The organism is Cellulomonas sp. NEAU-ZC6, assembly GCF_056844425.1.
Genome location: NZ_JBXFYH010000002.1, coordinates 400039 through 424279, shown reverse-complemented (window position 1 = coordinate 424279; position 24241 = coordinate 400039). Strand labels below are relative to the sequence as shown.

Here is a 24241-nt window from a genome sequence, read left to right as displayed (position 1 = left end):
CGGCGCCCAGGTGCCGGACCTACCCTGGACGCAGAGCCCCGCGGTCCGGTCACCGCCGCGGCGCGCAGCCGCCGGCCGCTCCAGGCCGTGCCCCCTCCCCGGAAGGGCGCATGACCCCCACCACCCCGCAGAGCCCGCACCCCATCGTGCTCGTGCACGGCACCCGCACGTCGTCGAGGATCTGGGACGACCAGGTCCGTGCCCTGTCCCACGACGGGCACGCCACCGTGGCGATCGACCTGCCCGGGCACGGCAGCCGCTCCGGCGAGCGGCTGACCTTCGCCGGCGGCCTCGCCGCGATCGACGACGCCGTCCGCGCGTGCCCCGCTCCCCCGCTGCTGGTCGGGCTGTCCCTCGGCGGCTACATGTCGCTGGCCTACGCCGCCCGGAACGAGCACCGGCTGGCGGGCGTGGTGCTCGCCGGGTGCTCCACCGACCTCAAGGGCAAGCCGCTGCGCGCGTACCGCCGCGCCTCGCGCCGGGTCGTCGACGCCCTCGGGCTCGGCGGCGGGACCTGGCACGTCGTCACCGACATGCTCGCGGCCCTGCACGGCTACACGCCGGTGCAGGACCTGCGCCGCCTGGGGCTGCCCGTGTGGCTGGTCAACGGCGCGCGCGACCCCCTGCGGTTCGGCGCGCGGCGGTACCTCGGCGCGCACCCGGGCGCCCGGCAGTGGGTGGTCCCGAACGCGGGGCACGACGTGAACAGCCACGCCCCCGTCGCGTTCAACCGGATCCTGCAGCACGTGCTCCACGAGCTCGCGCACCCGCGGCTGCCCGCGCCGCTGCGCAGCCGCCTCGCCGCCTGAGCACCCGCCGGACCCGCCTGCGCGGACGCTCCCGGGCCCGGCACCGGCTCTGTGGAACGATGAGCGGCGCACGCACGCCCAGAGCCGGGAGAACCGCATGATCCGCAGCACCGACCACATCCTCACCAGCCACGCGGGCAGCCTGCCCCGGACGCCGGAGCTGATCGCGGCGAACGCCGCCCGGGAGGCCGGCGAGGACGCCGCCGGCTACGCGGAGCTGCTCAGCGAGGCGGTGACCGGTCTCGTCCGGCGCCAGGTGGACCTGGGCATCGACGTGCCCGGCGACGGCGAGTTCGGCAAGGCCATGAGCAGCGCCATCGACTACGGCGCGTGGTGGTCCTACTCGTTCCAGCGCCTGGGCGGCCTGGAGCTGCGGGACGGCGCCAGCTGGATCTTCAAGGACGTGCAGTCCGCCCCCGGCGACGTGCGGGTGACCGGCTTCGGCCGCCGTCGCGACCGTGCCGCGTTCGAGGAGGCGTACGCCGACCCGACCAGCGGCGTGTTCCACGGCGGCGACCCCAAGCCGTTCCCGACGGCCGTCGCCCCGGTCACGTACACCGGCCAGGAGGCCGTGGCGCAGGACGCCGCGAACCTGCGCCGGGCGCTCGAGGCCACCGGTGCGCGCGAGGGCTTCATCACCTCGATCGCCCCGGGCAGCGCCGCGCGCATGGACAACGAGTTCTACGGCACGGACGAGGAGTACGTCTGGGCCCTCGCCGACGCGATGCGCGAGGAGTACGTCGCGATCATCGAGGCCGGCCTCGTGCTGCAGATCGACGACCCGTCGATGGCCGAGAACTGGGACCAGATCACCCCCGAGCCGTCGGTCGAGGACTACGTGAAGTTCACGGAGCTCCGCGTCGAGGCGCTGAACCACGCGCTGCGCGGGCTGCCGGAGGACCAGATCCGGTACCACCTGTGCTGGGGCTCCTGGCACGGCCCGCACACCACCGACCTGCCGATGAAGGACATCGTCCGCACGATGCTCAAGGTCAACGCGGGCGCCTACTCGTTCGAGGCGGCCAACGCGCGCCACGAGCACGAGTGGAAGGTCTGGGAGGACGTCACGCTGCCCGAGGGCCGGCTGATCCTGCCGGGCGTCGTCGGGCACGCGACCAACGTGGTCGAGCACCCGGAGCTGGTCGCCGACCGCATCGAGCGGTTCGCGCGCCTGGTCGGCCGGGAGAACGTCGTCGCGGCGACGGACTGCGGCCTGGGCGGGCGCATCCACCAGCAGATCGCCTGGGCGAAGCTCGAGACCCTGGTGCAGGGCGCCGAGATCGCCACGAAGCGCCTCTGGGGCTGATCCCCCGCCGCACGCACGACGGCCCGGCACCCCTCGCGGGTGCCGGGCCGTCGTGCGTGCGGGCCGGGTGGCTCAGCCGGTGTTCTGCAGGCCGGCGGCCACGCCGTTCACGGTGAGCAGGAGCAGCCGCTTGTTGTCCTCGACGAGGTCCTGCGACTCCCCGGTCCGCAGCGCGCGCAGCGCACGGATCTGCAGCAGGGACAGGGCGTCGACGTACGGGCTGCGCAGCTGCACCGCGCGCCCGAGGATCCGCCGCCGGGACAGGATCTGCTCGGAGCCCGTGATCGCCAGCACCCAGCGCCGGGTCAGCGCCATCTCCTCCAGCACCAGCGCGGCGAGGTCGTCGCGGTCGCCCAGCGCCAGGTACCGCTGCGCGAGCCGGTCGTCCGTCTTGGCCAGCGACATCTCGACGTTGTCGATCATGGTGCTGAACAGCGGCCACTGCGCGTACGCGGCCTGCAGCTCGTCCAGGTCCCCCACGGCCTCCAGCGCGGTGCCCAGGCCGAACCAGCCGGCCAGGTTGGTGCGCGCCTGCGACCAGGAGAACACCCACGGGATCGCCCGGAGGTCGTCGAGCGACTCCACGGACAGCCCGCGGCGGGCCGGGCGGGAGCCGATCGGCAGCAGCCCGATCTCCTCCAGCGGCGTCACCTGGGCGAACCACTGCGGGAAGCCCGGCGCGCGCACCAGCTCGTAGAACCGGGTGCGCGACGAGGCGTCCAGCGCGCCGGCCAGGTCGGCGAACCGCTCGGTGGCGCTCGCGTTGCGCTGCTCCGTGGAGGGCGCCCCCGCGAGCAGGGTCGCCGCGGCGACCTGCTCGATGTGCCGGGCCCCGATGATCGGGTTGCCGTACCGGGCGAAGATCACCTCGCCCTGCTCGGTGAGCTTGAACCGGCCGTCGACCGAGCCCGGCGGCTGCGCCAGCACGGCCCGGTTGGCGGGGCCGCCGCCGCGGCCCAGCGCGCCGCCGCGACCGTGGAACAGCGTGAGGTTCAGGTCGTGCTTGCGGCCCCACTGCGCGATCCGGCTCTGCGCGACGTCCAGCGCCAGGGTGGCGGCCACCGGGCCGACGTCCTTGGACGAGTCCGAGTAGCCGAGCATGACCTCGACGCGCCGGCCGTTCTCCGCCAGCCGCGCCTGCACGGCGGGCAGCGTGAGCATCTCCTCGAGGATGTCGACGCTCGCCTCGAGGTCCGCGAAGGTCTCGAACAGCGGGATCGCGTCGATCACCGGACGGGTCGCCGGGTCCGGGAACACCAGCTCCGCGAGCTGGTAGACGGCGGCGAGGTGCTCGGGCGCCTGCGTGAACGAGACGATGTACCGGCGGGCGGCGGCGACGCCGTACCGGCGCTGCACCGAGCCGATGGCCCGGTAGGTCTCCAGCACCTCGACGGTGCGGGGCTCCAGCTCGCCGTCGACGCCGTGCTCGGCGATGTCCGCCAGGGCGGCGGCGTGCACCTGCGAGTGCTGCCGCACCTCGAGCTCGGCCAGGTGGAACCCGAAGGTCTGCACCTGCCAGATCAGCCGCTGCAGGTCGCCGTAGGCCACGCGGGTGGCGCCGGCCTCGCGCAGCGAGCGCTGCACCACCTCCAGGTCCGCGAGCATCTCCTCCGGCCCGGCGTACGACAGGTCCGCGTCGCGCCGCTTCGTGGCCGCGACGCGCTCCGCCACCATGCGCAGCGCGCGGCGGTGCGGCTGGTGCCGGACCTCGTTCGCGGCCTTGGCGGCGGCGTCCTCGGAGAGGTCGCGCTGCCGCTGCCACAGCGCGGTCAGCTCGGCGCTGGCCGGCGTGCCGGAGTCGTCGAGCGTCAGCTTCGCCGAGATCTTGCGGGCGGCGTCCTCCAGCGCGGTGAGCACGTGCTCGTTGGCCAGCGCGGCGGCGGCCCGGGTCACCTCGGCGGTGACGTTCGGGTTGCCGTCGCGGTCGCCGCCGATCCAGGACCCCAGCCGCACGAACGGCTGCACCTTCGGCTGCTCCCGGCCGGCGCCCTCGGCACCCAGCCAGTCGTCCAGCCGGCGGTAGACGGTCGGGAACGTGTCGAACAGGGTGGTGTCGAAGACGTTCATCACGGTGCGGACCTCGTCCAGCACCGTCGGCTTCTGCGCGCGCAGCGGGGAGGTGCGCCACAGGGTGTCGATCTCCTCGAGCACCCGGCGGTCGTTCTCCGCGCGGGACGTGCCGCCCGCGGCGAGCGCGTCGCGCTCCGCCAGCAGGTCGGACACGCGGCGGATCGCGCGGGACACCGAGCGGCGGCGCGCCTCGGTCGGGTGCGCGGTCAGCACCGGGCGGAACTCCAGCGCCTGCAGCCGGCGCAGCGCCTCCTCGCGCCCGACCTCCTGCGCCAGGGCGTCGACGGCGGCGGGCAGGGAGTCGTCCTGCATCAGCTCGCCGACCGGGAGCTCCGCCTCACGGGCGCGCAGCACGCGCACGCGGTGGTGCTCCTCGGCCAGGTTGGCCAGGTGGAAGTAGCAGGTGAAGGCGCGCGCCACCTGCTGCGCGCGCTCGATGGAGAACGAGGCGACGAGCTCCTCGGCCTCCGTGAGCGCGGACGGGTCCTGCTCGTCGTGGGCGCGGATGGTCAGCGCGCGCACGCGCTCCACGTCGTCGAACAGGTCGTCGCCGCCGGACTCGCGGATCACGCGGCCGAGGAACTCGCCGAGCATCCGGACGTCGTTGCGCAACGGGTCGGGGACCTCGTGGCGCGCGAGGCCGCGGCGGGCCTCGAGCGAGGGCTGGGGGTCGGTCACGGGTCAAGCGTAGGTCAACCGTCCGACGCCCGAGACGGTTGTCCGCCTGTCGGTTACCCGTTCCGCGGAGCCGGGCCCTGGGACCGATGTCCTGCGGGATGCGCGCGGGAGTCTAGGCTCGGTGGCAGTGCCCGCGGCCGCCCAGCGACCGGGCGGGCAGAACCCCCGATGATCCGGGCCGCCGAGGTCCGGGCGGAAATGAGGTGCGGTGAACGCGAAGGCTCCTGTGGCCCAGCAGGTCGGCTGGACCGAGCTCGACGTCAAGGCTGTCGACACGGTGCGTGTCCTGGCCGCGGACGCGGTCGAGAAGGTCGGCAACGGCCACCCCGGGACGGCGATCAGCCTGGCCCCGGCCGCGTACCTGCTCTACCAGAACGTGCTGCGGCACGACCCGGCGGACCCGCAGTGGCTGGGCCGGGACCGGTTCATCCTGTCGGCGGGGCACTCCTCGCTGACCCAGTACATCCAGCTGTACCTGGCCGGCTTCGGCCTGGAGCTCGAGGACATCGAGGCGCTGCGCACCTGGGGCTCCAAGACCCCCGGTCACCCCGAGTACAAGCACACCAAGGGCGTCGAGATCACCACCGGCCCCCTCGGCCAGGGCATCTCCTCGGCCGTCGGCTTCGCGATGGCGGCCCGCCGCGAGCGCGGCCTGCTCGACCCCGACGCCGCGCCGGGCACCAGCCCGTTCGACCACTACGTCTTCACGCTGGCCTCCGACGGCGACCTGCAGGAGGGCGTGTCCTCCGAGGCGTCGTCCATCGCCGGCACGCAGAAGCTCGGCAACCTCATCGCGATCTGGGACGACAACCACATCTCGATCGAGGGCGACACCGAGATCGCGTTCACCGAGGACGTCGTCAAGCGCTACGAGGCCTACGGCTGGCACGTCCAGTTCGTCGACTGGACCGAGGGCGGCGAGTACACGGAGAACGTGGACGCGCTGCACGCCGCGATCGAGGCCGCCAAGGCCGTCACCGACCGGCCGTCGTTCATCGGCCTGCGGACCATCATCGCCTGGCCCTCGCCGACCAAGCAGAACACCCACGGCTCGCACGGCTCCAAGCTGGGCACCGACGAGGTCCGCGGCCTGAAGGAGATCCTGGGCTTCGACCCGGAGAAGTCCTTCGACGTCGACCCCGAGGTCATCGCGCACACCCGCAAGGCCCTCGAGCGCGGCGCCGCCGCCAAGGCCGAGTGGACCCGGTCCTTCGACGCCTGGCGCGAGGCCAACCCGGAGCGCGCCGAGCTGCTCGAGCGGCTGCGCGCCGGCAAGCTGCCGGCCGGCTGGGCCGACGCCCTGCCGACGTTCCCGGCGGGCAAGGCCGTCGCCACCCGCGCCGCCTCCGGCGAGGTGCTGAACGCCCTCGCGCCGGTGCTGCCCGAGCTCTGGGGCGGCTCCGCCGACCTGGCCGGCTCGAACAACACCACGATGAAGGGCGAGCCGTCCTTCATCCCGGCCGAGCGCTCCACGCACGAGTTCGCGGGCAACGAGTACGGCCGCACGCTGCACTTCGGCATCCGCGAGCACGGCATGGGCGCGATCCTGTCCGGCATCACGCTGCACGGCCTGACCCGCGCGTACGGCGGCACGTTCTTCACGTTCTCCGACTACATGCGCGGCTCGGTCCGCCTCGCCTCGCTCATGGGCGTGCCGGCCATCTACGTGTGGACGCACGACTCCATCGGCCTGGGCGAGGACGGCCCGACGCACCAGCCGGTCGAGCACCTCACCGCCGTCCGCGCGATCCCCGGCCTCGCCGTGGTCCGCCCGGCCGACGCCAACGAGACCGCCCAGGCCTGGAAGGCGATCCTCGAGCGCACCGACGGCCCCGCCGCCCTGATCCTCACCCGCCAGAACGTCCCGACGTTCCCGCGCGGCGAGGAGGGCTTCGCGTCCGCCGAGGGCGTCGCGCGCGGCGCGTACACGCTGCTCGAGGCGTCCTCCGGCACGCCGGAGGTCATCCTGATCGGCACCGGCTCCGAGGTGCAGCTGGCGGTCGCCGCCCGCGAGCAGCTCGAGGCCGCCGGCGTCCCGACCCGCGTGGTCTCGGCGCCGTCGCTGGAGTGGTTCGCCGAGCAGGACGAGGCCTACCGCGAGTCGGTGCTGCCGTCCTCGGTGCGCGCCCGCGTGTCCGTCGAGGCGGGCATCGCGCTGTCCTGGTGGAAGATCCTCGGCGACGCCGGCCGCGCCGTCTCGCTCGAGCACTACGGCGCCTCCGCGGCGTACGAGACGCTCTACGAGGAGTTCGGCATCACGGCGGACGCCGTGGTCGCCGCGGCCCGCGAGTCCATCGCGGCCGCCGCCGGCGACGCCGGCCCGAAGTCGGACGCCGACGCCCCGTCGACGAGCGGCACGGGCGACCAGCTCTGACCCAGCACGACCACGGCCGGGCCGCCCCCTCGCGGGGGCGACCCGGCCGTCCTGCTCCCCGGGCCCCGCGGCCCGCGCGTCCGCCGAGCGGGCAGCAGACGTCGCCTCGCGCCATCCTGAGGGGACATCTGCTGTCCGCTCGGCGTGGCGGACGGTCGAGCGGGACCTAGGGCCCGCTCGGGGCGGGTGTCGCGCGGGTTGGCTCGGGGGGTGGTGAGCGTGCGGCAGACCCCGGTGTACTACTACTCGTCCGCGTCGGGGCTCGTGCGGTCCTTCGCGGAGCGGCTCGACCGGCCGGTGCACGACCTGGCGCGCCGCGAGGTCCGGCAGAGCGAGGCGGACGGGCGCTGGGTGCTGCTGACGCCGTCGTACAAGACGGGCAACGAGGCCAACGACACCGTCCCCGAGGCCGTGCGCCGGTTCCTGCGCTCGCCGGTGAACCGGCGGCGGATGGTCGGGGTGCTGGGCAGCGGCAACCGCAACTTCGGGCGGTACTACCAGCACGCGGCGCGGGACATCGCGGCGCGCTCGGGCCGGCCGGTGCTGTTCGAGTTCGAGATCGCCGGGACGCCCTGGGACGTGGTCGAGTGCCGCCGGATCCTGGCCGACCTGGACGCCGCGCTCGCCGCGGGCGGGGACGCACCGGCCGCCTGACCTGTGCAGGCGGGGTGCCACCGCCCTACGGTGAGCCGTATGAGCCCGTCGAAGGTGCCCGCCGAGGAGATCGAGGTGCGCGGCCGCACCGTGCGGGTCTCCAGCCCCGACAAGGTGTACTTCCCCGATCGCGGGATCACCAAGCTGCAGGTCGTCGAGTACTTCCTCGGCGTGGGCGACGGCATCCTCGGCGCGCTGCGCGACCGCCCGACCACCCTGGAGCGCTGGCCGCGCGGCTGGTTCGAGGGCGCGAAGCTGTCCACGCGGGTGGACAACAAGGGCGACGCGTTCTTCCAGAAGCGGGTGCCGCAGGGCGCACCCGACTACGTCGAGTCGACGACCATCACCTTCCCGTCGGGCCGGACCGCCGACGAGGTGACGCCGACCGAGCTCGCGGTGGTCGCGTGGGCGGCGAACCTCGGCACGCTCACGTTCCACCCGTGGCCCGTCACGCGCGCCGACGTCGAGGCGCCCGACCAGCTGCGCATCGACCTGGACCCGCAGCCGGGCACGAACTTCGACGACGCCGCCCGGGTGGCCCCGCACGTGCGGGAGATCCTCGCCGAGCACGGGCTGACCGGCTTCCCCAAGACGTCCGGCGGTCGCGGCATCCACATCTTCGTGCCCATCGAGCCGCGCTGGTCGTTCACCCAGTGCCGCCGCGCGACCATCGCCCTGGGCCGCGAGCTCGAGCGCCGGCTGCCCGGGCAGGTCACGACCAAGTGGTGGAAGGAGGAGCGCGGCGAGGCGATCTTCGTCGACTACAACCAGATGGCCCGCGACCGCACGATCGCCTCGGCGTACTCGGTGCGGCCGAACCGCCGGGCGACCGTGTCCGCGCCGCTGCGCTGGGACGAGGTGCCGGACGTGCACCCCGACGACTTCGACGTCACGACGATGCCCGCGCGGTTCGCCGAGGTGGGGGACCTGTTCGCCCCGCTGGTGTCCCGCACCTCCCCCGCCGACGGGACGGACGCGGTGCCGCCGGGCGCGCTGGACGGATTGCTGGAGCTCGCGGCGCGGGACGAGCGGGACCACGGCCTCGAGGACCTGCCCTACCCGCCGGAGTACCCGAAGATGCCGGGCGAGCCCAAGCGCGTGCAGCCGAGCAAGGACCGCGACCGCCCGAAGGAGCCCGCGGGGGACTGAGCCGGCGGGAACTCGCCGGGACGCCGGGGCGTTGACCCGCTCCCCGCCGGATCGAGGAGCGCCGATGCCCGTCCCCGTCGTCCCCGCCGATCCCGCCTGGCCCACCGTCGCCGCCGCTGACCGGGCCGCGGCCCCGTTCGACCCCGCCGCCGAGCCGGGTGCCGAGCTCGACCGCCAGGTGCAGGCCTACGTCGACCTGGGCGTCGCGGCCCTGCACGGCTGGTCCGCCGACGGCCTGCACGCCGCCGTCGCTCCGCTGCGGGCGGCGCTCGGCGCGTCCACGCCGTCGTCGGACGTCGACCCCGACGACCACGTGCCGTTCGTGCTCGTGCTCGACGGCGGCACCGCCCGGGCCAACGCCGTCGTCCCGGCGCTGCGCCGCGGCCCGCGGGCGGGCGTCAGCGTCATCGACGACGAGGAGCTGGCCGGGTACCTGCCGCTGCCCGACGCGACGGCGCCCGCGGGCCCGTACCTGCTGCGCGACGTCGACACCGGGACGGAGTTCTGCTCCGTGCCGCCGGAGCAGGCGCTCACCACGGTCCGCGAGCGCGGCCGCGTCCCGCTGACCGTCGCCGAGGGCCTCGCGCTCGTCGTCGTGCGCCCGGACATGCTGCGCCCCCACCGGTGCTTCTCGCTGATGGGGTCGCGTGCGCAGAACCAGCGGGTGCCCGCCCTCTGGATCAGCGAGCGCCGACCGAAGCTCGGCTGGTGCTGGGACCGGAACCCGCACACCTGGCTCGGCGCGGCGTCCGCGGGCTCCCGGACCGGCGCCTAGGACCCCGTCGCCACCGGGCGGTCCGGGTCGTTCGACCACTGCGACCACGACCCGGCGTAGAGCACCGGGGTGCGGCCCGCCAGCATCAGGGCCGCGGCCTGGTGCGCCGCGGTCACGCCCGACCCGCAGTACACCGCGACCTCGCCGCCCTCGGCCGCCCCGAGGGCGGCGAACCGGGCCGTCAGGTCGTCGACCGGGCGGAACCGGCCGTCCCCGTCGAGGTTGTCCGTGGTCGGGGCGCTGACCGACCCGGGGATGTGCCCGGCGCGCGGGTCGACGGGCTCGACCTCGCCGCGGTACCGCTCGGCGGCGCGGGCGTCCAGCAGCACGCCCTCGTCGGCCCACCGCGCGGCGCCGTCGGCGTCGACGGTCGGCAGGTGGCCGCCGGACAGCTCGACGTCGCCGGGCGCCGGCGTGACGTCCCCCGTCTCGACGGCGCCGCCGGCCGCGGTCCACGCCGCCAGCCCGCCGTCGAGGATCCGGACGTCCGCGACCCCCGCCCAGAGCAGCAGCCACCAGGCCCGGGACGCCGACATCGCGCCGGAGTCGTCGTACACGACCACGGGCTCCCCGGCGCGCAGGCCCCAGCGCCGCGCGGCGGCCTGCAGGTCGGCGACGTCGGGCAGCGGGTGCCGGCCGTCGGCGGCGGTCGGCGCGGCGGCCAGGTCGGCGTCCAGGTCCACGAACACGGCGCCGGGGAGGTGACCCGCGCGGTACGCGTCGATCCCGGGCGGACCGCCCAGCGCCCAGCGGACGTCGAGCAGCCGGGGCGGTCGGGGCCCGGCGAGCGCACGGGCGAGGTCGGCTGCGGACACGATGACGTCGGGCACGCCGCCACGCTACGACGCGCGGGCGGGCCGGCGCGAGGGGCCGGGCAGGTCAGCGCGCCGGTCCGCGCACCGGCAGCCAGCGCGGGCCGGACCGGCGGTCGACGGTCGACCGGGCCACCTCCGCCAGCTCGCGCACCCCGGCCAGCACGCGGTCGCCGATCCGGCGTGCCGCCGCGTCGTCCGACGCGAGGTACCGGACGACCACCCGCGCCTCCCCTGCGACGACGGCGAGGTCGCGCGCCTCCACCTTCGTCACGGCCTGCGCCGCCGCGGCCGCGGCCGGCAGCACCGCCGCGGGGTCGGCACCGGGTCGCAGCAGCCCGACCACCAGCACGACGCGGTACGACGTCACGCGTCGCCCGTGATGCGCACGCTGCCGTCGGCGAGGAGCGCCCACGCCGGGTTGTGCGCGACCTCCCACACGTAGCCGTCCGGGTCGGCGAACGCACCGGAGGTCCCGCCCCAGGACGCGCGCTCGGCCGGGCGCACGAGCGTCCCGCCGGCCGCGACGGAGGCGTCCAGCACCGGCGCGACCTCCTCCGGCGTCCGCACGTTGTGCGCGAGCTCCACGCCCGGGGCGCCGTGCCCGCCGACCCGGGTCCACAGTGCGAACGCCGTGCCGCCCAGCTGGAAGAAGCACACCTCGTCGTCGGGCTGCTGCGGCGGCGGGAAGCCGAGCGCCTCGTAGAAGGCGCGGGCACGCGCGAGGTCGGTCACGCCGAGGGTGATCAGGCTGAGTCGGGGCTCCATCCCCCCTTCGTAGCAGGCGCTGTGCCCGAGTTCACCCCGCCCCCGCGGAACTCCGGCAGCCCGTCGCCCGTTGGGCACGGCGGTGCCCGCCGTCGGACGCTCGGCGGTCTCCCGGTCGGCGCACGCTGCACCCTCGTGGGGCGCGACGCGGCCCCGTGCAGCATGCTGGCGTCCTCAGGCGGCACGCACCGCCACGCCGTCGTCCGCTTTTGGAGCTTGAGTGTCCGGTAACGCCACCACCCGGTTCGGGAACGTCTCGCTGCTGTCGGTCGCCAGCCGGCTGCCCAGCCGCGTCACCACGTCGGCCGAGATCCAGGAGCGGCTCGGGTCGGCGCTGCGCCGGCTCCGCCTGCCCCGCACGGTGCTGCAGCGCGTGGCGGGCGTCGAGGAGCGCCGCAACTGGGCACCGGGCGAGGACGTGCACGACGCCACGGTCGCCGCGGGGGCTCAGGCGCTGCGGGACGCCGGCGTGAACCCGGGTGACGTGGGGCTGCTGATCAACACCTCGGTGACGCGCAAGCACCTGGAGCCGTCGGTCGCCGTCCGGCTGCACCACGGGCTCGGGCTGCCCAGCTCCGCGGTCAACTTCGACGTCGCCAACGCCTGCCTCGGGTTCATCAACGGGATGAGCCTGGCCGCGGGGATGATCGAGTCCGGGCAGATCCGGTACGCGATCGTCGTCAACGGCGAGGACGCCGACGACATCCAGACCGCGACCATCGAGCGGCTGCTCGGCGCCGAGATCGGCCGCGAGGACTTCCTGCAGGAGTTCGCCACGCTGACGCTCGGCTCCGGCTCGGCCGCCGCCGTGCTCGGCCGCACCGACGAGAACCCCGGCGGGCACCGCGTGCTCGGCGGCGTCACCCGCGCGGCGACGCGGTTCCACGACCTGTGCGTCGGCAGCGCGGACGGCATGTTCACGGACGCCCGCGCGCTGCTCGAGGGCGGCCTGGACCTGGTGGTCGACGCCTGGCGCGAGGCCGCGTCCGAGTGGGACTGGTCCTCGATGAACCGCTACATCACGCACCAGGTGTCCCGGGTGCACACCGACGCGATCGTCAAGGCCGTGGGCCTGGACCGCAAGCGCGTCCCCACCACCTACCCGCACCTGGGGAACGTCGGCCCGGCGTCGGTGCCGATCACGCTGGTCGAGGAGCAGCACTCGCTGCGCGACGGCGACCGGGTGCTGCTGATGGGCGTCGGCTCCGGCATCAACACCGCAATGCTGGAGCTCGCCTGGTGACTGGCACGACCCGCACCACCCGTCCGGCCACGCACGCCCCCGCCGGCCTGCCCGGCCTCGACGCCCGGTTCAGCCAGGTGCAGGGCGACTGGCACTACCTGGACACCGGCCCCGAGCTCGCCGCACGCGGGCTGACCCCGGCCGGGACGATCCTGGCCGTGCACGGCAACCCGACCTGGTCCTACCTCTGGCGGGCGCTGCTCGGCGCGACCCTGGACGCGGCAGCCGCGGGTGGCCCGGTCTGGCGGGTCGTCGCGGTGGACCAGCTCGAGATGGGCTACTCGGCCCGCACCGGCCGGCTGCGCCGCCTGCCCGAGCGGGTGCGCGACCTCGGCGCGTTCACCGACGCCCTCGGGATCGACGGCCCGGTCGTCGCGCTCGGGCACGACTGGGGCGGCGTCGTGGTCAGCGGCTGGGCCGTCGACCACCGGGACCGGCTGGCCGGCCTCGCGCTGCTCAACACCGCCGTGGCGCACCCCGTCGACGTGCCGATCCCCGCCGCGCTGCGGGCGGCGACCGCCGGCCCGGTGCTGCCGCTGGCCACCCGCACCACCCCGGCGTTCCTCGAGACGACGCTGGCGATCGCGCACCCCCGGCTGCCGCGGGACGTCGCCGACGCCTACCGGGCGCCGTACCGGCACGCCGCCGACCGCGACGGCATCGAGGGCTTCGTGGCCGACATCCCGGCCGACGCCGGCCACCCGAGCCACCCGGAGCTCGACCGGGTCGCCACCGGCGTCGCCGCGCTCGACGTCCCGGCCGTGCTGCTGTGGGGACCGCGCGACCCCGTGTTCCAGGACCGCTACCTGGACGACCTGGTCGACCGGCTGCCGCAGGCCCGCGTGCACCGGTACGAGGGCGCGGGGCACCTGGTCGCCGAGGACGTCGACTGGACCCCGGCGCTGCTGGCCTGGCTGGCCGACGAGGTGACCCCCGGGACCTCCGCCGAGCCCGCGGACCCGGTGGACGACGGCTTCACGCCCCTGTGGGACCGGCTCGACGCCCGGGCGGACGACGACGGCCCCGCCGTGCTCGAGATGGGCCTGGCCGGCGGCGGCTCCCGCACGGTGTCCTGGCGGCTGCTGGCACGGCAGGTCCGGCGGATCGCCGCCGGGCTGCACACGCTCGGCGTCCGCCGGGGCGACCGGGTGTCCCTGCTCGTGCAGCCCGGGCCGACGCTGACCGCGCTGGTCTACGCCTGCCTGCGGATCGGCGCGGTGGTCGTGGTCGCCGACTCCGGGCTGGGCGTCCGCGGCCTGACCCGGGCGCAGCGCGGCGCGCAGCCCGACTACCTGATCGGGATGACCAAGGCGCTCGCCGCCGCCCGCGCGCTCGGCTGGCCCGGCGTGCGGATCGCCACCGACGGCCTGATCCCGGCCGAGCGCCGCGCGCTCGGCGTCGCGTACCAGCTGGCCGACGTCGCCGAGCTCGGCCGGGACGAGGTCCTGCCCCCCGAGCCCGGCCCCGCCGACGAGGCCGCCGTCCTGTTCACCTCCGGGTCCACCGGGCCCGCCAAGGGCGTCGTGTACACGCACGCCCGCCTCTCCGCGCTGCGCGACGTGCTCGGCGCGCACTTCGACGTGCGGCCGGACAGCGGGCTGGTCACCGGCTTCGCGCCGTTCGCCCTGCTCGGGCCCGCGCTGGGCACCCGGTCCGTCACCCCGGACATGGACGTCTCCTCGCCCCGGACGCTGACCGCGCGCGCCGTCGCCGACGCCGTCCGGGCCTCCGACGCCGGCATCGTGTTCCTGTCCCCCGCCGCGATCCTCAACGTCGTCGCCACCGCCTGCGCGCTGGACGCCGACGACCGCGCCGCGCTCGGCCGTGTCGGCACGTTCCTGTCGACCGGCGCACCGATCAGCGCCGAGCTGCTCGGCTCCGCCGCGGAGCTCATGCCCGCCGCGGGCGCCCACACCCCGTACGGGATGACCGAGTGCCTGCTGGTCACGGACATCGACCTGGCCGGCATCCGGGCCGCCGCGTCCGCACCCGACGCCGGGGTCTGCGTCGGGCGGCCCGTCGGTCCCGGCGAGGTGCTGATCAGCGCCCTCGACGCCGACGGCGCCGCCACCGGAGAGCCCGGGACCACGCCGGGCGTGCTCGGCGAGGTCGTGGTCCGCGCCCCGCACCTCAAGCAGCGCTACGACCGGCTGTGGCTCACCGACCGCGCCGCGGCCCGGGACACCCCGCCGGGGCGGTGGCACCGCACCGGCGACGTCGGGCACCTGGACGCCGAGGGCCGGCTCTGGATCGAGGGCCGGCTCGCGCACGTCCTGGTCACCGCCGACGGCCCGCTGGCGCCCGTCGGCCCCGAGCAGCACGTCGAGCGGGTGCCCGGGGTGCGGCGCGCGGCCGTGGTCGCGGTCGGCCCGGCCGGGGTGCAGCAGGCCGTCGCCGTCGTGGAGCCGGACGCCGGGTCCCGGCGCGCCGGGCTCGCGCCCGAGCAGCTGGCCGCCGACGTGCGCGCCGCGTCGCCGGTCCCGCTCGCGGCGGTCCTGGTCGCGCCGATGCCCACCGACGTGCGGCACAACTCGAAGATCGACCGCACCCGCCTCGCCGGCTGGGCGTCTCGGGTGCTGGCCGGCGGCCGGGTGGGCACGCCGTGACCGTCCTGGTGACCGGCGCGTCCGGGCTGCTCGGCAGCGCCGTCGCGCGAGGGCTCGTCGCCCGCGGGGACGACGTCCGCACGCTGCAGCGCCGCCCGTCCGGCGTGCCGGGGGCCCAGGACGTCGCCGGCTCGCTCACGGACCCGGACGCCGTCGCCCGGGCGGTCGAGGGCGTCGACGCCGTGGTGCACCTCGCCGCGCGCGTCTCGCTGGCCGGTGCCCGCGAGGAGTTCGACGCGGTCAACGTCGGGGGCACCTCGCTGCTGCTCGACGCCGCCGAGCGCGCCGGCGTGCGCCGGTTCGTCCAGGTGTCCTCCCCGTCGGTCGCCCACGCGGGCTCGTCGCTGGTCGGCGTCGGCGCCGGGCCCGCGGACCCCGCGCACGCCCGCGGCGACTACGCCCGCACCAAGGCCGCCGCCGAGCTGCTCGCCCTCGACCGGGACGGCGCCGCGATGGCCGTCGTCGCCGTGCGCCCGCACCTCGTGTGGGGCCCCGGTGACACCCAGCTGGTCGAGCGGGTCCTGGACCGCGCCGCCCGCGGCCGGCTCCCCCTGCTCGACCACGGCGCTGCCCTCATCGACACCCTGTACGTCGACAACGCCGCCGACGGCATCGCCGCCGCCCTCGACCGGGCGCCGGACGTGCACGGGCGCGCCTACGTGCTCACCAACGGTGAGCCGCGCACCGTCGCGGACCTGCTGACCGGCATCTGCCGGGCCGCGGGCGTCCGGCCGCCCGCCTGGCGGGTCCCGGCGGGCCTGGCCCGCGCCGCGGGCGGTCTGGTCGAGGCCGTCTGGCGGCTGCGGCCCGGGACGGACGAGCCGCCGATGACGCGGTTCCTCGCGGAGCAGCTGTCGACCGCGCACTGGTTCGACCAGCGCGCGACGCGGGCCGACCTGCGGTGGACGCCCGCCGTGAGCCTGGACGAGGGGTTCGCGCGGCTGGCGGCGCACTACGGCGGGACGCCGAGCCGGCGGTCACGATCACCCCGGTTGGGGGGACAGCCCCACTGACCTCCGGCCTGCGCCCCCGTAGCGTGGGACGCATCCGCACGACGAGCACCCCGCTCACGCCCACGGCTGGGAAGTCGACCGACGACACGTCCGGAGCCCCTCTGGTGACTGCCACGACGACCGCCCGCCCGAACCAGGCCGCCTCGACCGGCTCATACCAGGAGCTGTCCCGCCTGGTCCGCGACGAGGGCCTGCTCGTGAAGACCCCCGGTTTCTACGTCGGTCTGCTGGTCGCGCTCGGCGCGGCCCTGGCCGGCCTGGTGGCCGGTTCCGTGCTGCTCGGCCAGTCGTGGTTCCAGCTGCTGATCGCCGGGGCGCTCGGCCTGGTGCTGACCCAGTTCGCGTTCATCGCGCACGAGGCGTCGCACCGCCAGGTGTTCGCGTCCGGACCCGCGAACGACCGGCTGGGCCGGATCCTCGCCAACGGCGTCGTGGGCATCAGCCACTCCTGGTGGATGACCAAGCACTCCCGGCACCACGCCAACCCGAACCGCGTCGGCAAGGACCCGGACATCGCGCCGGACACGATCGTCTTCATGCACTCGGACGCCGCGAAGCGGAGCCGTCTGGGCGCGGCGCTCACCCGCGTGCAGGGCTGGGCGTTCTTCCCGCTGCTGACGCTCGAGGGCCTGAACCTGCACGTGACCGCGTTCCGAACGCTGCTGACGCAGGAGCGGTCCCGGGCGCGCACGTTCGAGCTGTCGCTGCTGGTGGTCCGCCTGACGGGCTACGTCGCGCTGGTGCTGTGGTTCATGGGCCCGGGGCTCGGGTTCGCGTTCATCGGCGTCCAGCTCGCGGTGTTCGGCGTCTACATGGGTGCGTCGTTCGCCCCGAACCACAAGGGCATGGCGATCATCCCCGAGGACAGCCGGCTGGACTTCCTGTCCAAGCAGGTCCTCACGTCCCGCAACATCAGCGGCGGCACCCCGATGAGCACGCTCATGGGCGGCCTGAACTACCAGATCGAGCACCACCTGTTCCCGAGCATGCCGCGGCCGCACCTGGCCCGGGCCCGGGAGCTGGTCATCGAGCACTGCACCCAGCACAGCGTCCCGTACACGGAGACCACGCTGCTGAAGTCCTACGGGATCGTCGTCCGGTACCTCAACGACGTCGGCCTCGCGGCCCGCAACCCGTTCGACTGCCCGATGGTGCAGCGCTACCGCCAGATCTGACCCGCACGACGCACGAAGGCCGCCCCGCATGCAGCGGGGCGGCCTTCGTCGTCCCCGGTGGGCCGGGGCGGAGCCAGCGGACCGGGGTGGATGCGGCGCACCCGAGGCGGACCCGGCGCCCGGGGAGGCCCCGGGCGCACACGGGGCCCCTGAGGGCCCAGGACGGACCCGGCGCACCCAGGACGGACCCGGCGCACCCAGGACGGACCCGGCGCACCCGGGGCGGACTCGGCACGCCGGGCGCCTGCGGACCCCCCGCGCAGACCCTGCGGACGCCGGTTGGACCGCGGCGCACCCGGAGAACGCAGGAACCCGCCTGCGAGCACGAAGCTCGCAGGCGGGTTCCTGGTGTCTGACGGCCCTGCGCGTCGCGGCGAACCGCGGGGCGACCGGGCCGGCGTCAGATCAGATCAGAGCGGGCGGATGTTCGCCGCCTGCGGGCCCTTCGGGCCCTGCGTGACGTCGAACTCGACCTGCTGGTTCTCGTCCAGGCTGCGGTAGCCGCCGGTCTCGGCGATGGCGGAGTAGTGCGCGAACACGTCCGGGCCGCCGTCCGAGGGGGCGATGAAGCCGAAGCCCTTCTCAGCGTTGAACCACTTCACGGTGCCGGTGGTCATGATGTCTTCTCTCATTCGAGTGCCGAGACCACGGACGTGGCCTCTCGAACCGCGCCGCGTGCGACACGGGCGGTGCTGTCCGTGCACGCGGAGCGCGCGGGCGGACGTCTTGGGGGTGGGCGAGCCGGCCAGCAGAGCGGCGGCCTCGGCCCAGGTGGGGGTCACCGCGAGCGTGCGCGAGAACCGGTCGGAGACGTGGTGACCGTCGGGCTCACGCGTGATCACGCCGGCGTGCTCGCCGTCGGCGGTCGCGGCCCAGAGGTCGACGTCCGCCTGGCGCCACTGCAACGACGCAGGGACGGGGCGGACTCGGGTCGTGAGGACTGAGGGTGCTGCGAAGGTGATGACTACTACTCTCGCTCCCGCCGCCGGGGCGTCGGAAGATGATGTGGGCCGGGGCCCGGACTGCTGCGCGGGCACGGCCCGCACGTGGTGAACGGGCACCACACTACACGGCCCGCCCGCGGGCGCTCGGAACGTGACCCAGCACACCGTCCGGCGGGTAGGTTCGAGGCGTCCCGACCCGCCGGCAGGAGGCCACGACGTGCGAGCACCCACCTCGGCCCGCGGGACGACGCGGCGGGCGGCGCGCTGATGGAGTGGGCGTTCGTGGTCGTGCTCGTCGCGCTGGGGTACCTGGTCGCCCTCGGCGCCGCGGTGGCCCTGCTCGCCGTCCTCGGCCGGGTGGCGGTGGCGGCGTGGGCGAACCGACGCGCCCGCGAGCCCGACGACGCCCCGGAATGACGAAGGCCCGGAACCGTGAGGTTCCGGGCCTTCGTGACGAGCCGCCTAAGAGAATCGAACTCTTGACCTTCTCATTACGAGTGAGACGCTCTGCCGACTGAGCTAAGGCGGCGCGCCCGCGCCACTGGCCGACGGGCACGGACACTGTACCTGGCGCACGGCGGGACTTCCAAAGCGGGCCCGCGGACCCCTGCGCCTGCGGCGTCAGCCCCCGGTCAGCACCGGGTCCCGTCGGCGGGGACCGTGCCCTCCAGCAGGTACGCGTCCACCGCGCCGGCGATGCAGGCGTTCGAGCGGCCGTAGGCCGTGTGCCCCTCGCCCTCGTAGGTCAGCAGCGTGCCGGAGTCGAGCGACTCCGCGAGGCTCTCGGCCCACTCGTACGGGGTGGCGGGGTCGTTCGTGGTGCCGACCACGAGGATCGGTGCCGCGCCCGCCGCGGAGTAGTTGTCGAGGCCGCCGGCCTCGGGGACGGGCCACTGCGCGCAGATCGCGCCGCCGTAGCCGAAGAAGTACCCGACGGTCGGCGCGACCTGCTCGATGGCGGCCGCCTGCGCGCGCATCTCGGCGGGGTCGGTGGTCCCGCGGTCGTCCGCGCAGCCGATGGCCCAGAACGCCTGGGTCGAGTTGCTGGCGTAGGTGCCGTCCGCGTTGCGGTCGTAGTACAGGTCGGCGAGCTGGAGCAGCACGGAGCCGTCGCCCTGCAGCGCCGCCCCGAGGCCCATCGTGAGGTAGCTCCAGGACGACTCGTCGTAGAGCGGCAGCGCGATGCCGCTGAACGCCAGCGCCCCGGTGAGCGGCCGGTCGGTACCGGTGGGCAGCGGGGAGCGGCGCGCGCGGTCCAGGACGGCCTTCACCTGGGCGAGGCCGTCGTCGACGGAACCCTGGAGCGGGCAGTCCGCGCCGGCCTGGCAGTCGGCGACGTAGGCGCGCAGCGCGTTCTCGAACCCGCGGGCCTGGCCCTCCGAGAGCTCCTGGGTGGACAGGGTCGGGTCGAGCGCGCCGTCCAGGACGAGGCGGCCGACCTGCTCGGGGAACAGCGCGGCGTAGGTCGCCCCGAGCTGGGTGCCGTAGGAGTACCCCACGTAGTGCAGCGTCTCGTCGCCGAGCACGGCGCGCAGCACGTCCATGTCGCGGGCGGCGCTGACGGTGTCCACGTGCTCGAGCACCGGGCCCGTGTTGGCGAGGCACTGGGCCCCGAGCTCGCCGTACGCGGCCTCCGCCGCGGCGAGGCCCTCGTCGGTCGCGAAGTCGAAGTCGGTGGCGGTGATCGCGTCCATCGCGGGGCCGTCGACGCAGGTGACCGGGGTGGACGCCGCGACGCCGCGGGGGTCGAAGCCGACCAGGTCGTACCGCTCGACGACCTCGGCGCCGAACCGGGGCAGCGCGATGCTGGACAGGGCGTCGATGCCCGAGGAGCCGGGGCCACCGGGGTTGATGAGCAGGGAGCCGATCCGGTCGCCGGTGGCGACGTGCCGGCTGACCGCGACCTCGATGGTGTCGCCGTCGGGGTCCGCGTAGTCGAGCGGGACGACCAGCGTGGCGCACTCCAGCTCGCCGCACGCCTCCCAGCCGAGCTCCTGGGCGTAGATCGCGTCGAGGCCCCGGACGTCGGCGGCGGTCGGGGCGGCGGTCACCTCGGTCTGCTCCCGCGGAGCGGTGCACCCGGCGAGGACGAGCACGCCCACCGCGACCAGCGCGGCGAACCGCGCCACGAGGGTGCGGGACCTGCGGTGTCGGTCGGCGGGCGCGGCGGGGTGCAGGGCTCTCGGGGCGGGAGTCACCGGACAACGGTAACGGCCGCCCGCGGCGCCCCGCGCACGGTCACCCGGACGGCCCGAGGCCGCGTGCGCTCAGGCCTGCGGGCGCAGGGCGATCAGCATCGCCTCGACCGCCAGCAGCGGCGCGACGTTGCCCTCGAGCCGGGTGCGCGCCTCGCCGACGGCGTCCATCCGCCGCACGGTCAGCTCCGGCGTCGTGGACTCGGCGACGGACCGGGCGGCCTCCTCGTGCTCGGCGTTGACCAGGTGCACGTCCGCCCCGAGCTGCAGGACCAGGACGTCCCGGTAGAACGACAGCAGGTCGACCATCGCGCGGTCCAGCACGTCGCGCTGCGCGCGGGTCGCGCGGCGCTTTTGCTCGTCCTCGAGCTGCTTGATCTGCCCGCGCAGCGCGGGCGGGATCGTCGCCAGCCCCTCGGCGCCGAGCGAGTGCAGCAGCCGCTGCCGCTCGGCCGCGTCGCGCTCCTCGGTGGCGGCCTTCGCGTCCGCCTGCGCAGTCTCCACCAGCTCGGCCGCCGCGAGCACCGCGTCGCCGACACCGCGCAGCCGCGGGGCGATGCGCAGCACGGCGGACCGCCGGGCGCGGGCCTCGGGGTCGCGCGCGAGCCGCCGGGCGACCCCGACGTGCGACTGCGCGGCCCGGGCGGCGACCAGCGCGACGTCCGGCTCGATCCCGTCGCGCCGCACCAGCAGCTCGGCGACGGCCTCGACGGGCGGCACGCGCAGGGCGACGGACCGGCTGCGGGACCGCAGCGTCACCAGGACGTCCTGCGGGCTCGGCGCGCACAGCAGCCAGACGGTGCGCGGCGGCGGCTCCTCGATGGCCTTGAGCAGCACGTTGCCGGACGTCTCGTTCAGCCGGTCGGCGTCCTCGACGACGATCACCCGCCACCGCCCCTGGGACGGCGCGCGCTGCGCGAGCTCCACCAGCGGACGGACGGTGTCGGCGCGGATCACGACGCCCTCGGTGGCCACGAACGTCACGTCGGGGTGCGTGCCGGCGAGCACGGTGGCGCAGCCGGGGCTGCGCGGGTCGCCGGACGGGTCCTGCAGCGCCGCGGCGAACGCGCGCGCGGCGTTGGACCGTCCCGACCCGGGCGGTCCGGTCAGCAGCCACGCGTGCGTCATCCTCGAGGGGTCCTCGGCGGCGGCGCGCAGCACCTCGACCGCGGGCTCCTGCCCGACGACGTCGTCCCAGACGGTCACGGTCATCGCGGTACCCCGGCGTCGACGCCCAGCAGCGGCGCCACCCGCGCGCGCACGTCGGCGGCGAGGTCATCGACGCCGCGGGCCGCGTCCAGCACGAGCCAGCGGCCGGGGTCCGTGGCCGCCCGGGAGAGGAACGCCTCCCGGGTGCGGCGGTGGAAGTCGTCGCCCGCGCTCTCCAGCCGGTCCGGCTGGTCCGGCCGGCCGCGCAGCCGGGCCATCCCGGCGGCGGGATCCAGGTCCAGCAGCACCGTCACCGCGGGCAGCAGGCCGCCGGTGGCCCAGAGCGACAGCTGCTCGACCTCGTCGGCACCGAGGTCGCGCCCGCTGCCCTGGTACGCCACGGAGGAGTCCAGGTAGCGGTCGGTGACCACCACGGACCCGGCCGCGAGCGCCGGCCTCACCAGCGACGCCACGTGGTGCGCGCGGTCCGCCGCGTAGATGAGCGCCTCCGTGCGGGGGTCGACGTGCCCGCCGTGCAGCACCTCGCGGCGCAGCACCCGGCCCAGCTCCGTGCCGCCGGGCTCCCGGGTCAGGACGACGGTCAGCCCGAGGCCCGTGAGCCACTCACCGAGCAGCCGCGACTGCGTGGACTTGCCGCTGCCGTCGCCGCCCTCGAACGACACGAACAGCCCGCCGGGGGCCAGGGGCACGACGGGGGCGGGGACGGACGGGTCGGGCGAGGTCACGGGCGTCAGGCTACCGACCCGCGCCGACACCTCGGCCACCGGCGGCCGCGGCCGTCCGGCCCCCGCGGGTCACTCCCCCGGGTAGACGACCCCGACCTGCGCGCGGATCTCGTCCATCGTGCGCAGGTTCGCGAGCGTGTCGGCCCACGACATCCGCGGGCTCTCCGTCGCGCCCTCGGCGACGCGCCGGGCGACCTCGGCGGCCTCGTACTGCAGCCCGTGCTCGACCGGCTGGGAGAACGACCACGAGCGGCCGTCGCGCCGACGCACCTGGAACGACGTCGGGGCGTAGAAGCTGCCCTCGATCGTGATGGTGCCCTCGGTGCCGCTGATCGCGGCGGTCGTCGGCGTCTTCGCCCACAGCGTGGTCGTCAGCGACGCCTGCGTCCGGTCGCCGTAACCGAGCACGATGGCGATCTGGCCGTCGACGCCGCTCTCGGTCAGCGAGCCGATCGCGTGCACGGACGCCGGGACCCCGAGCAGGTCCTGCGCGAACGCCACGGGGTAGACGCCCAGGTCGAGCAGGGCGCCGCCCGCGAGCGCCGGGTCGTACAGGCGGTGCGCCGGGTCGTACGGGAAGTACTGGCCGTGGTCGGCGTGCACGGAGACGACCTCGCCGATCTCGCCGGACTCGATCACCTGGTGCACCGCGGCGACGTGCGGCAGGAACCGCGTCCACATCGCCTCCATCACGAACACCCCGGCGGCCCGGGCGGCGGCGAGCACCTCCTCGGCCTCGGCGGCGTTGCGCGTGAAGGCCTTCTCGACCAGGACGTGCTTGCCGGCGGCGATGGCCAGGAGCGCGTGCTCCCGGTGCTCGGAGTGCGGGGTCGCGACGTAGACCACGTCGACCTGGGGGTCCTCCACCAGGTCGCGGTAGCCGACGTGCGTCGTGGGGATGCCGTGGGCGGTGGCGAACCGCTCGGCGCGGGTGCGGTCCCGCGACCCGACGGCGACCAGCTGCGCGCGGGTCCCGGCCCGGACGGCGTCGGCGAACGCGCCGGCGATGCCGCCCGCGCCCAGGATGCCCCAGCGGATCGGCGGCGCGGTACGCGGGTCTTCGGTGAGTGCCATGCCTGGACCCTAGCGGCCGGACGCGACGCCGACCCGCGTTCCGCCGGCCACGCCGACCTGCGCCGGCCCGCACCGGATCCGGGACGGAGGTCCGGGTGCCGGTGCCACCGGTCGTCCGTACGGTGGAGAGGTCGGCGGCCCTCGCGGTCCGTGCCCGACGGCCGCCCCGCCGACGCACGAGCCGAGGAGGACCCGTGGCAGCACCGCTGGAGCACCCGCCCGTCCGCACCCTGATCAGCCCCGGGCGCTACGCCCAGGGCGCCGGCGCCCTCGACCGGCTCGGCGAGCTGGTCGAGCCGATCGGCCGCACGCCGCTCGTCGTGGCCGACGACACCGTCTGGTCGTTCGTCGGCGACGCGGTCACCGCATCGTTCCGCTCGGCCGGGCTGCCCGTCACGCGGGACGGGTTCGGCGTCTACGCCACGGCCGCCGCGGTCGACGCCATCGCCGCGCGGATCGGCGAGACCGGCGCGGACGTGGTGGTCGGCGTCGGCGGCGGCTCGGCCATCGACGCCGTCAAGGCCGCGGGCCACCTGGCCGGGGTCCGCTGGGTCTCGGTGCCGACGGTCGCCTCGACGGACGCGCCCTGCTCGGCCCTGTCCGTCATCTACGACGACGACGGCGGGTTCGAGGAGTACCGGTTCTTCCCGCGCAACCCCGACCTGGTGCTCGTGGACACGCAGCTGGTCGCGAACGCCCCG

General features: G+C 75.5%; 20 protein-coding genes, 1 tRNA gene and 1 pseudogene. 12 read left to right on the top strand and 10 right to left on the bottom strand.

Going from position 1 to position 24241, the window contains the following annotated elements; all coding sequences use genetic code 11:
• Positions 1-110 precede the first annotated feature (110 nt).
• Together AC1050_RS12120 and AC1050_RS12115 are read left to right on the top strand one after the other, a co-directional pair.
• Positions 111-809, top strand: coding sequence for an alpha/beta fold hydrolase (locus tag AC1050_RS12120; protein WP_482387657.1), 699 nt, complete (start codon positions 111-113; stop codon positions 807-809).
• A 97-nt stretch (positions 810-906) separates the two neighbouring features.
• Complete coding sequence (locus AC1050_RS12115) at positions 907-2115, top strand: cobalamin-independent methionine synthase II family protein (RefSeq protein WP_482387656.1); 1209 nt, start codon at positions 907-909, stop codon at positions 2113-2115.
• Between the two features lie 72 nt (positions 2116-2187).
• Here the strand turns inward: AC1050_RS12115 and AC1050_RS12110 are convergent, their stop codons facing one another.
• A complete protein-coding gene (locus AC1050_RS12110) occupies positions 2188-4863 on the bottom strand; it encodes a phosphoenolpyruvate carboxylase (RefSeq protein WP_482387655.1) in 2676 nt (891 codons plus the stop codon).
• 208 nt (positions 4864-5071) lie between these two features.
• On the opposite strand from AC1050_RS12110, the gene tkt reads away from it, so the two are divergent.
• From tkt to AC1050_RS12090, 4 genes are all read left to right on the top strand, one after another.
• Positions 5072-7237 carry a transketolase gene (tkt, locus tag AC1050_RS12105; RefSeq protein ID WP_482387654.1) on the top strand — a complete coding sequence of 722 codons (2166 nt, stop codon included), beginning with the start codon at positions 5072-5074 and terminating at the stop codon, positions 7235-7237.
• Positions 7238-7456: 219 nt separating this feature from the next.
• Positions 7457-7891 (top strand): class Ib ribonucleoside-diphosphate reductase assembly flavoprotein NrdI, encoded by a 435-nt coding sequence (gene nrdI, locus AC1050_RS12100; RefSeq protein ID WP_482387653.1) that lies wholly within the window; start codon positions 7457-7459, stop codon positions 7889-7891.
• Positions 7892-7930: 39 nt separating this feature from the next.
• Entirely contained in the window at positions 7931-9040 is a 1110-nt protein-coding gene (gene ligD, locus AC1050_RS12095) for a non-homologous end-joining DNA ligase (RefSeq protein ID WP_482387652.1), read from the top strand.
• 64 nt (positions 9041-9104) lie between these two features.
• The gene (locus AC1050_RS12090; protein ID WP_482387651.1) at positions 9105-9815 is read left to right on the top strand and encodes a DUF5701 family protein; all 711 of its coding nucleotides are present in this window, start codon (positions 9105-9107) and stop codon (positions 9813-9815) included.
• On the opposite strand, the gene AC1050_RS12085 is transcribed toward AC1050_RS12090, so the two are convergent.
• Genes AC1050_RS12085 through AC1050_RS12075 form a run of 3 tightly spaced genes read right to left on the bottom strand, consistent with a single transcriptional unit; the run spans position 9812 to position 11395 of the window.
• Positions 9812-10645, bottom strand: coding sequence for a sulfurtransferase (locus AC1050_RS12085; RefSeq protein ID WP_482387650.1), 834 nt, complete (start codon positions 10643-10645; stop codon positions 9812-9814). The genes AC1050_RS12090 and AC1050_RS12085 overlap by 4 nt on opposite strands.
• Before the next feature lie 49 nt (positions 10646-10694).
• Complete coding sequence (locus AC1050_RS12080; RefSeq protein ID WP_482387649.1) at positions 10695-10997, bottom strand: hypothetical protein; 303 nt, start codon at positions 10995-10997, stop codon at positions 10695-10697.
• Positions 10994-11395, bottom strand: coding sequence for a VOC family protein (locus AC1050_RS12075; RefSeq protein WP_482387648.1), 402 nt, complete (start codon positions 11393-11395; stop codon positions 10994-10996). Before AC1050_RS12075 ends, AC1050_RS12080 begins: the two co-directional genes overlap by 4 nt.
• Positions 11396-11615: 220 nt before the next feature.
• Here AC1050_RS12075 and AC1050_RS12070 point away from each other — a divergent pair, with 220 nt between their 5' ends.
• From AC1050_RS12070 to AC1050_RS12055, 4 genes are all read left to right on the top strand, one after another.
• Entirely contained in the window at positions 11616-12638 is a 1023-nt protein-coding gene (locus AC1050_RS12070; protein WP_482387647.1) for a 3-oxoacyl-ACP synthase III, read from the top strand.
• Positions 12635-15244, top strand: coding sequence for an alpha/beta fold hydrolase (locus AC1050_RS12065; RefSeq protein ID WP_482387646.1), 2610 nt, complete (start codon positions 12635-12637; stop codon positions 15242-15244). The genes AC1050_RS12070 and AC1050_RS12065 overlap by 4 nt, the downstream gene beginning before the upstream one ends.
• Positions 15241-16257, top strand: coding sequence for an NAD-dependent epimerase/dehydratase family protein (locus tag AC1050_RS12060; protein WP_482387645.1), 1017 nt, complete (start codon positions 15241-15243; stop codon positions 16255-16257). The genes AC1050_RS12065 and AC1050_RS12060 overlap by 4 nt, the downstream gene beginning before the upstream one ends.
• A gap of 101 nt (positions 16258-16358) precedes the next feature.
• Entirely contained in the window at positions 16359-17432 is a 1074-nt protein-coding gene (locus AC1050_RS12055) for a fatty acid desaturase family protein (protein ID WP_482387933.1), read from the top strand.
• 410 nt (positions 17433-17842) lie between these two features.
• On the opposite strand, the gene AC1050_RS12050 is transcribed toward AC1050_RS12055, so the two are convergent.
• Positions 17843-18049, bottom strand: coding sequence for a cold-shock protein (locus AC1050_RS12050; RefSeq protein ID WP_454049731.1), 207 nt, complete (start codon positions 18047-18049; stop codon positions 17843-17845).
• Between the two features lie 594 nt (positions 18050-18643).
• Between AC1050_RS12050 and AC1050_RS12045 the strand changes: the two genes are divergently transcribed.
• Positions 18644-18793 (top strand): hypothetical protein, encoded by a 150-nt coding sequence (locus AC1050_RS12045; RefSeq protein WP_482387644.1) that lies wholly within the window; start codon positions 18644-18646, stop codon positions 18791-18793.
• A gap of 39 nt (positions 18794-18832) precedes the next feature.
• Here AC1050_RS12045 and AC1050_RS12040 read toward each other — a convergent pair.
• The 5 genes from AC1050_RS12040 to AC1050_RS12020 all read right to left on the bottom strand — a co-directional run bounded on the left by AC1050_RS12040 (position 18833) and on the right by AC1050_RS12020 (position 23540).
• Positions 18833-18905 (bottom strand) — tRNA-Thr (locus tag AC1050_RS12040).
• A gap of 103 nt (positions 18906-19008) precedes the next feature.
• Positions 19009-20574 carry an alpha/beta hydrolase gene (locus AC1050_RS12035; protein ID WP_482387643.1) on the bottom strand — a complete coding sequence of 522 codons (1566 nt, stop codon included), beginning with the start codon at positions 20572-20574 and terminating at the stop codon, positions 19009-19011.
• A gap of 69 nt (positions 20575-20643) precedes the next feature.
• Positions 20644-21777, bottom strand: a complete 1134-nt coding sequence (locus AC1050_RS12030; protein ID WP_482387932.1) for a DNA polymerase III subunit delta' — start codon at positions 21775-21777, stop codon at positions 20644-20646.
• A 2-nt stretch (positions 21778-21779) separates the two neighbouring features.
• On the bottom strand, positions 21780-22466 hold the full coding sequence (gene tmk / locus AC1050_RS12025) for a dTMP kinase (RefSeq protein WP_482387642.1): 687 nt from the start codon (positions 22464-22466) through the stop codon (positions 21780-21782).
• 69 nt (positions 22467-22535) lie between these two features.
• Positions 22536-23540, bottom strand: coding sequence for a Gfo/Idh/MocA family protein (locus AC1050_RS12020; protein ID WP_482387641.1), 1005 nt, complete (start codon positions 23538-23540; stop codon positions 22536-22538).
• Between AC1050_RS12020 and AC1050_RS12015 the strand changes: the two are divergent.
• Positions 23534-24181 (top strand): annotated as a pseudogene (locus AC1050_RS12015) (iron-containing alcohol dehydrogenase); the annotation flags it as partial. The gene AC1050_RS12020 and the pseudogene AC1050_RS12015 overlap by 7 nt on opposite strands.
• Between the last annotated feature and the right edge of the window lie 60 nt (positions 24182-24241).

What these genes read in the sequence shown, in the direction of transcription:
- AC1050_RS12120 (WP_482387657.1), top strand. Translation starts at nt 111, where the DNA reads ATGACCCCCACCACCCCGCAGAGCCCGCACCCCATCGTGCTCGTGCAC.
- AC1050_RS12115 (WP_482387656.1), top strand. Translation starts at nt 907, where the DNA reads ATGATCCGCAGCACCGACCACATCCTCACCAGCCACGCGGGCAGCCTG.
- ligD (WP_482387652.1), top strand. Translation starts at nt 7,931, where the DNA reads ATGAGCCCGTCGAAGGTGCCCGCCGAGGAGATCGAGGTGCGCGGCCGC.
- AC1050_RS12090 (WP_482387651.1), top strand. Translation starts at nt 9,105, where the DNA reads ATGCCCGTCCCCGTCGTCCCCGCCGATCCCGCCTGGCCCACCGTCGCC.
- AC1050_RS12075 (WP_482387648.1), bottom strand. Translation starts at nt 11,395, where the DNA reads ATGGAGCCCCGACTCAGCCTGATCACCCTCGGCGTGACCGACCTCGCG.
- AC1050_RS12050 (WP_454049731.1), bottom strand. Translation starts at nt 18,049, where the DNA reads ATGACCACCGGCACCGTGAAGTGGTTCAACGCTGAGAAGGGCTTCGGC.
- AC1050_RS12045 (WP_482387644.1), top strand. Translation starts at nt 18,644, where the DNA reads ATGGAGTGGGCGTTCGTGGTCGTGCTCGTCGCGCTGGGGTACCTGGTC.
- AC1050_RS12020 (WP_482387641.1), bottom strand. Translation starts at nt 23,540, where the DNA reads ATGGCACTCACCGAAGACCCGCGTACCGCGCCGCCGATCCGCTGGGGC.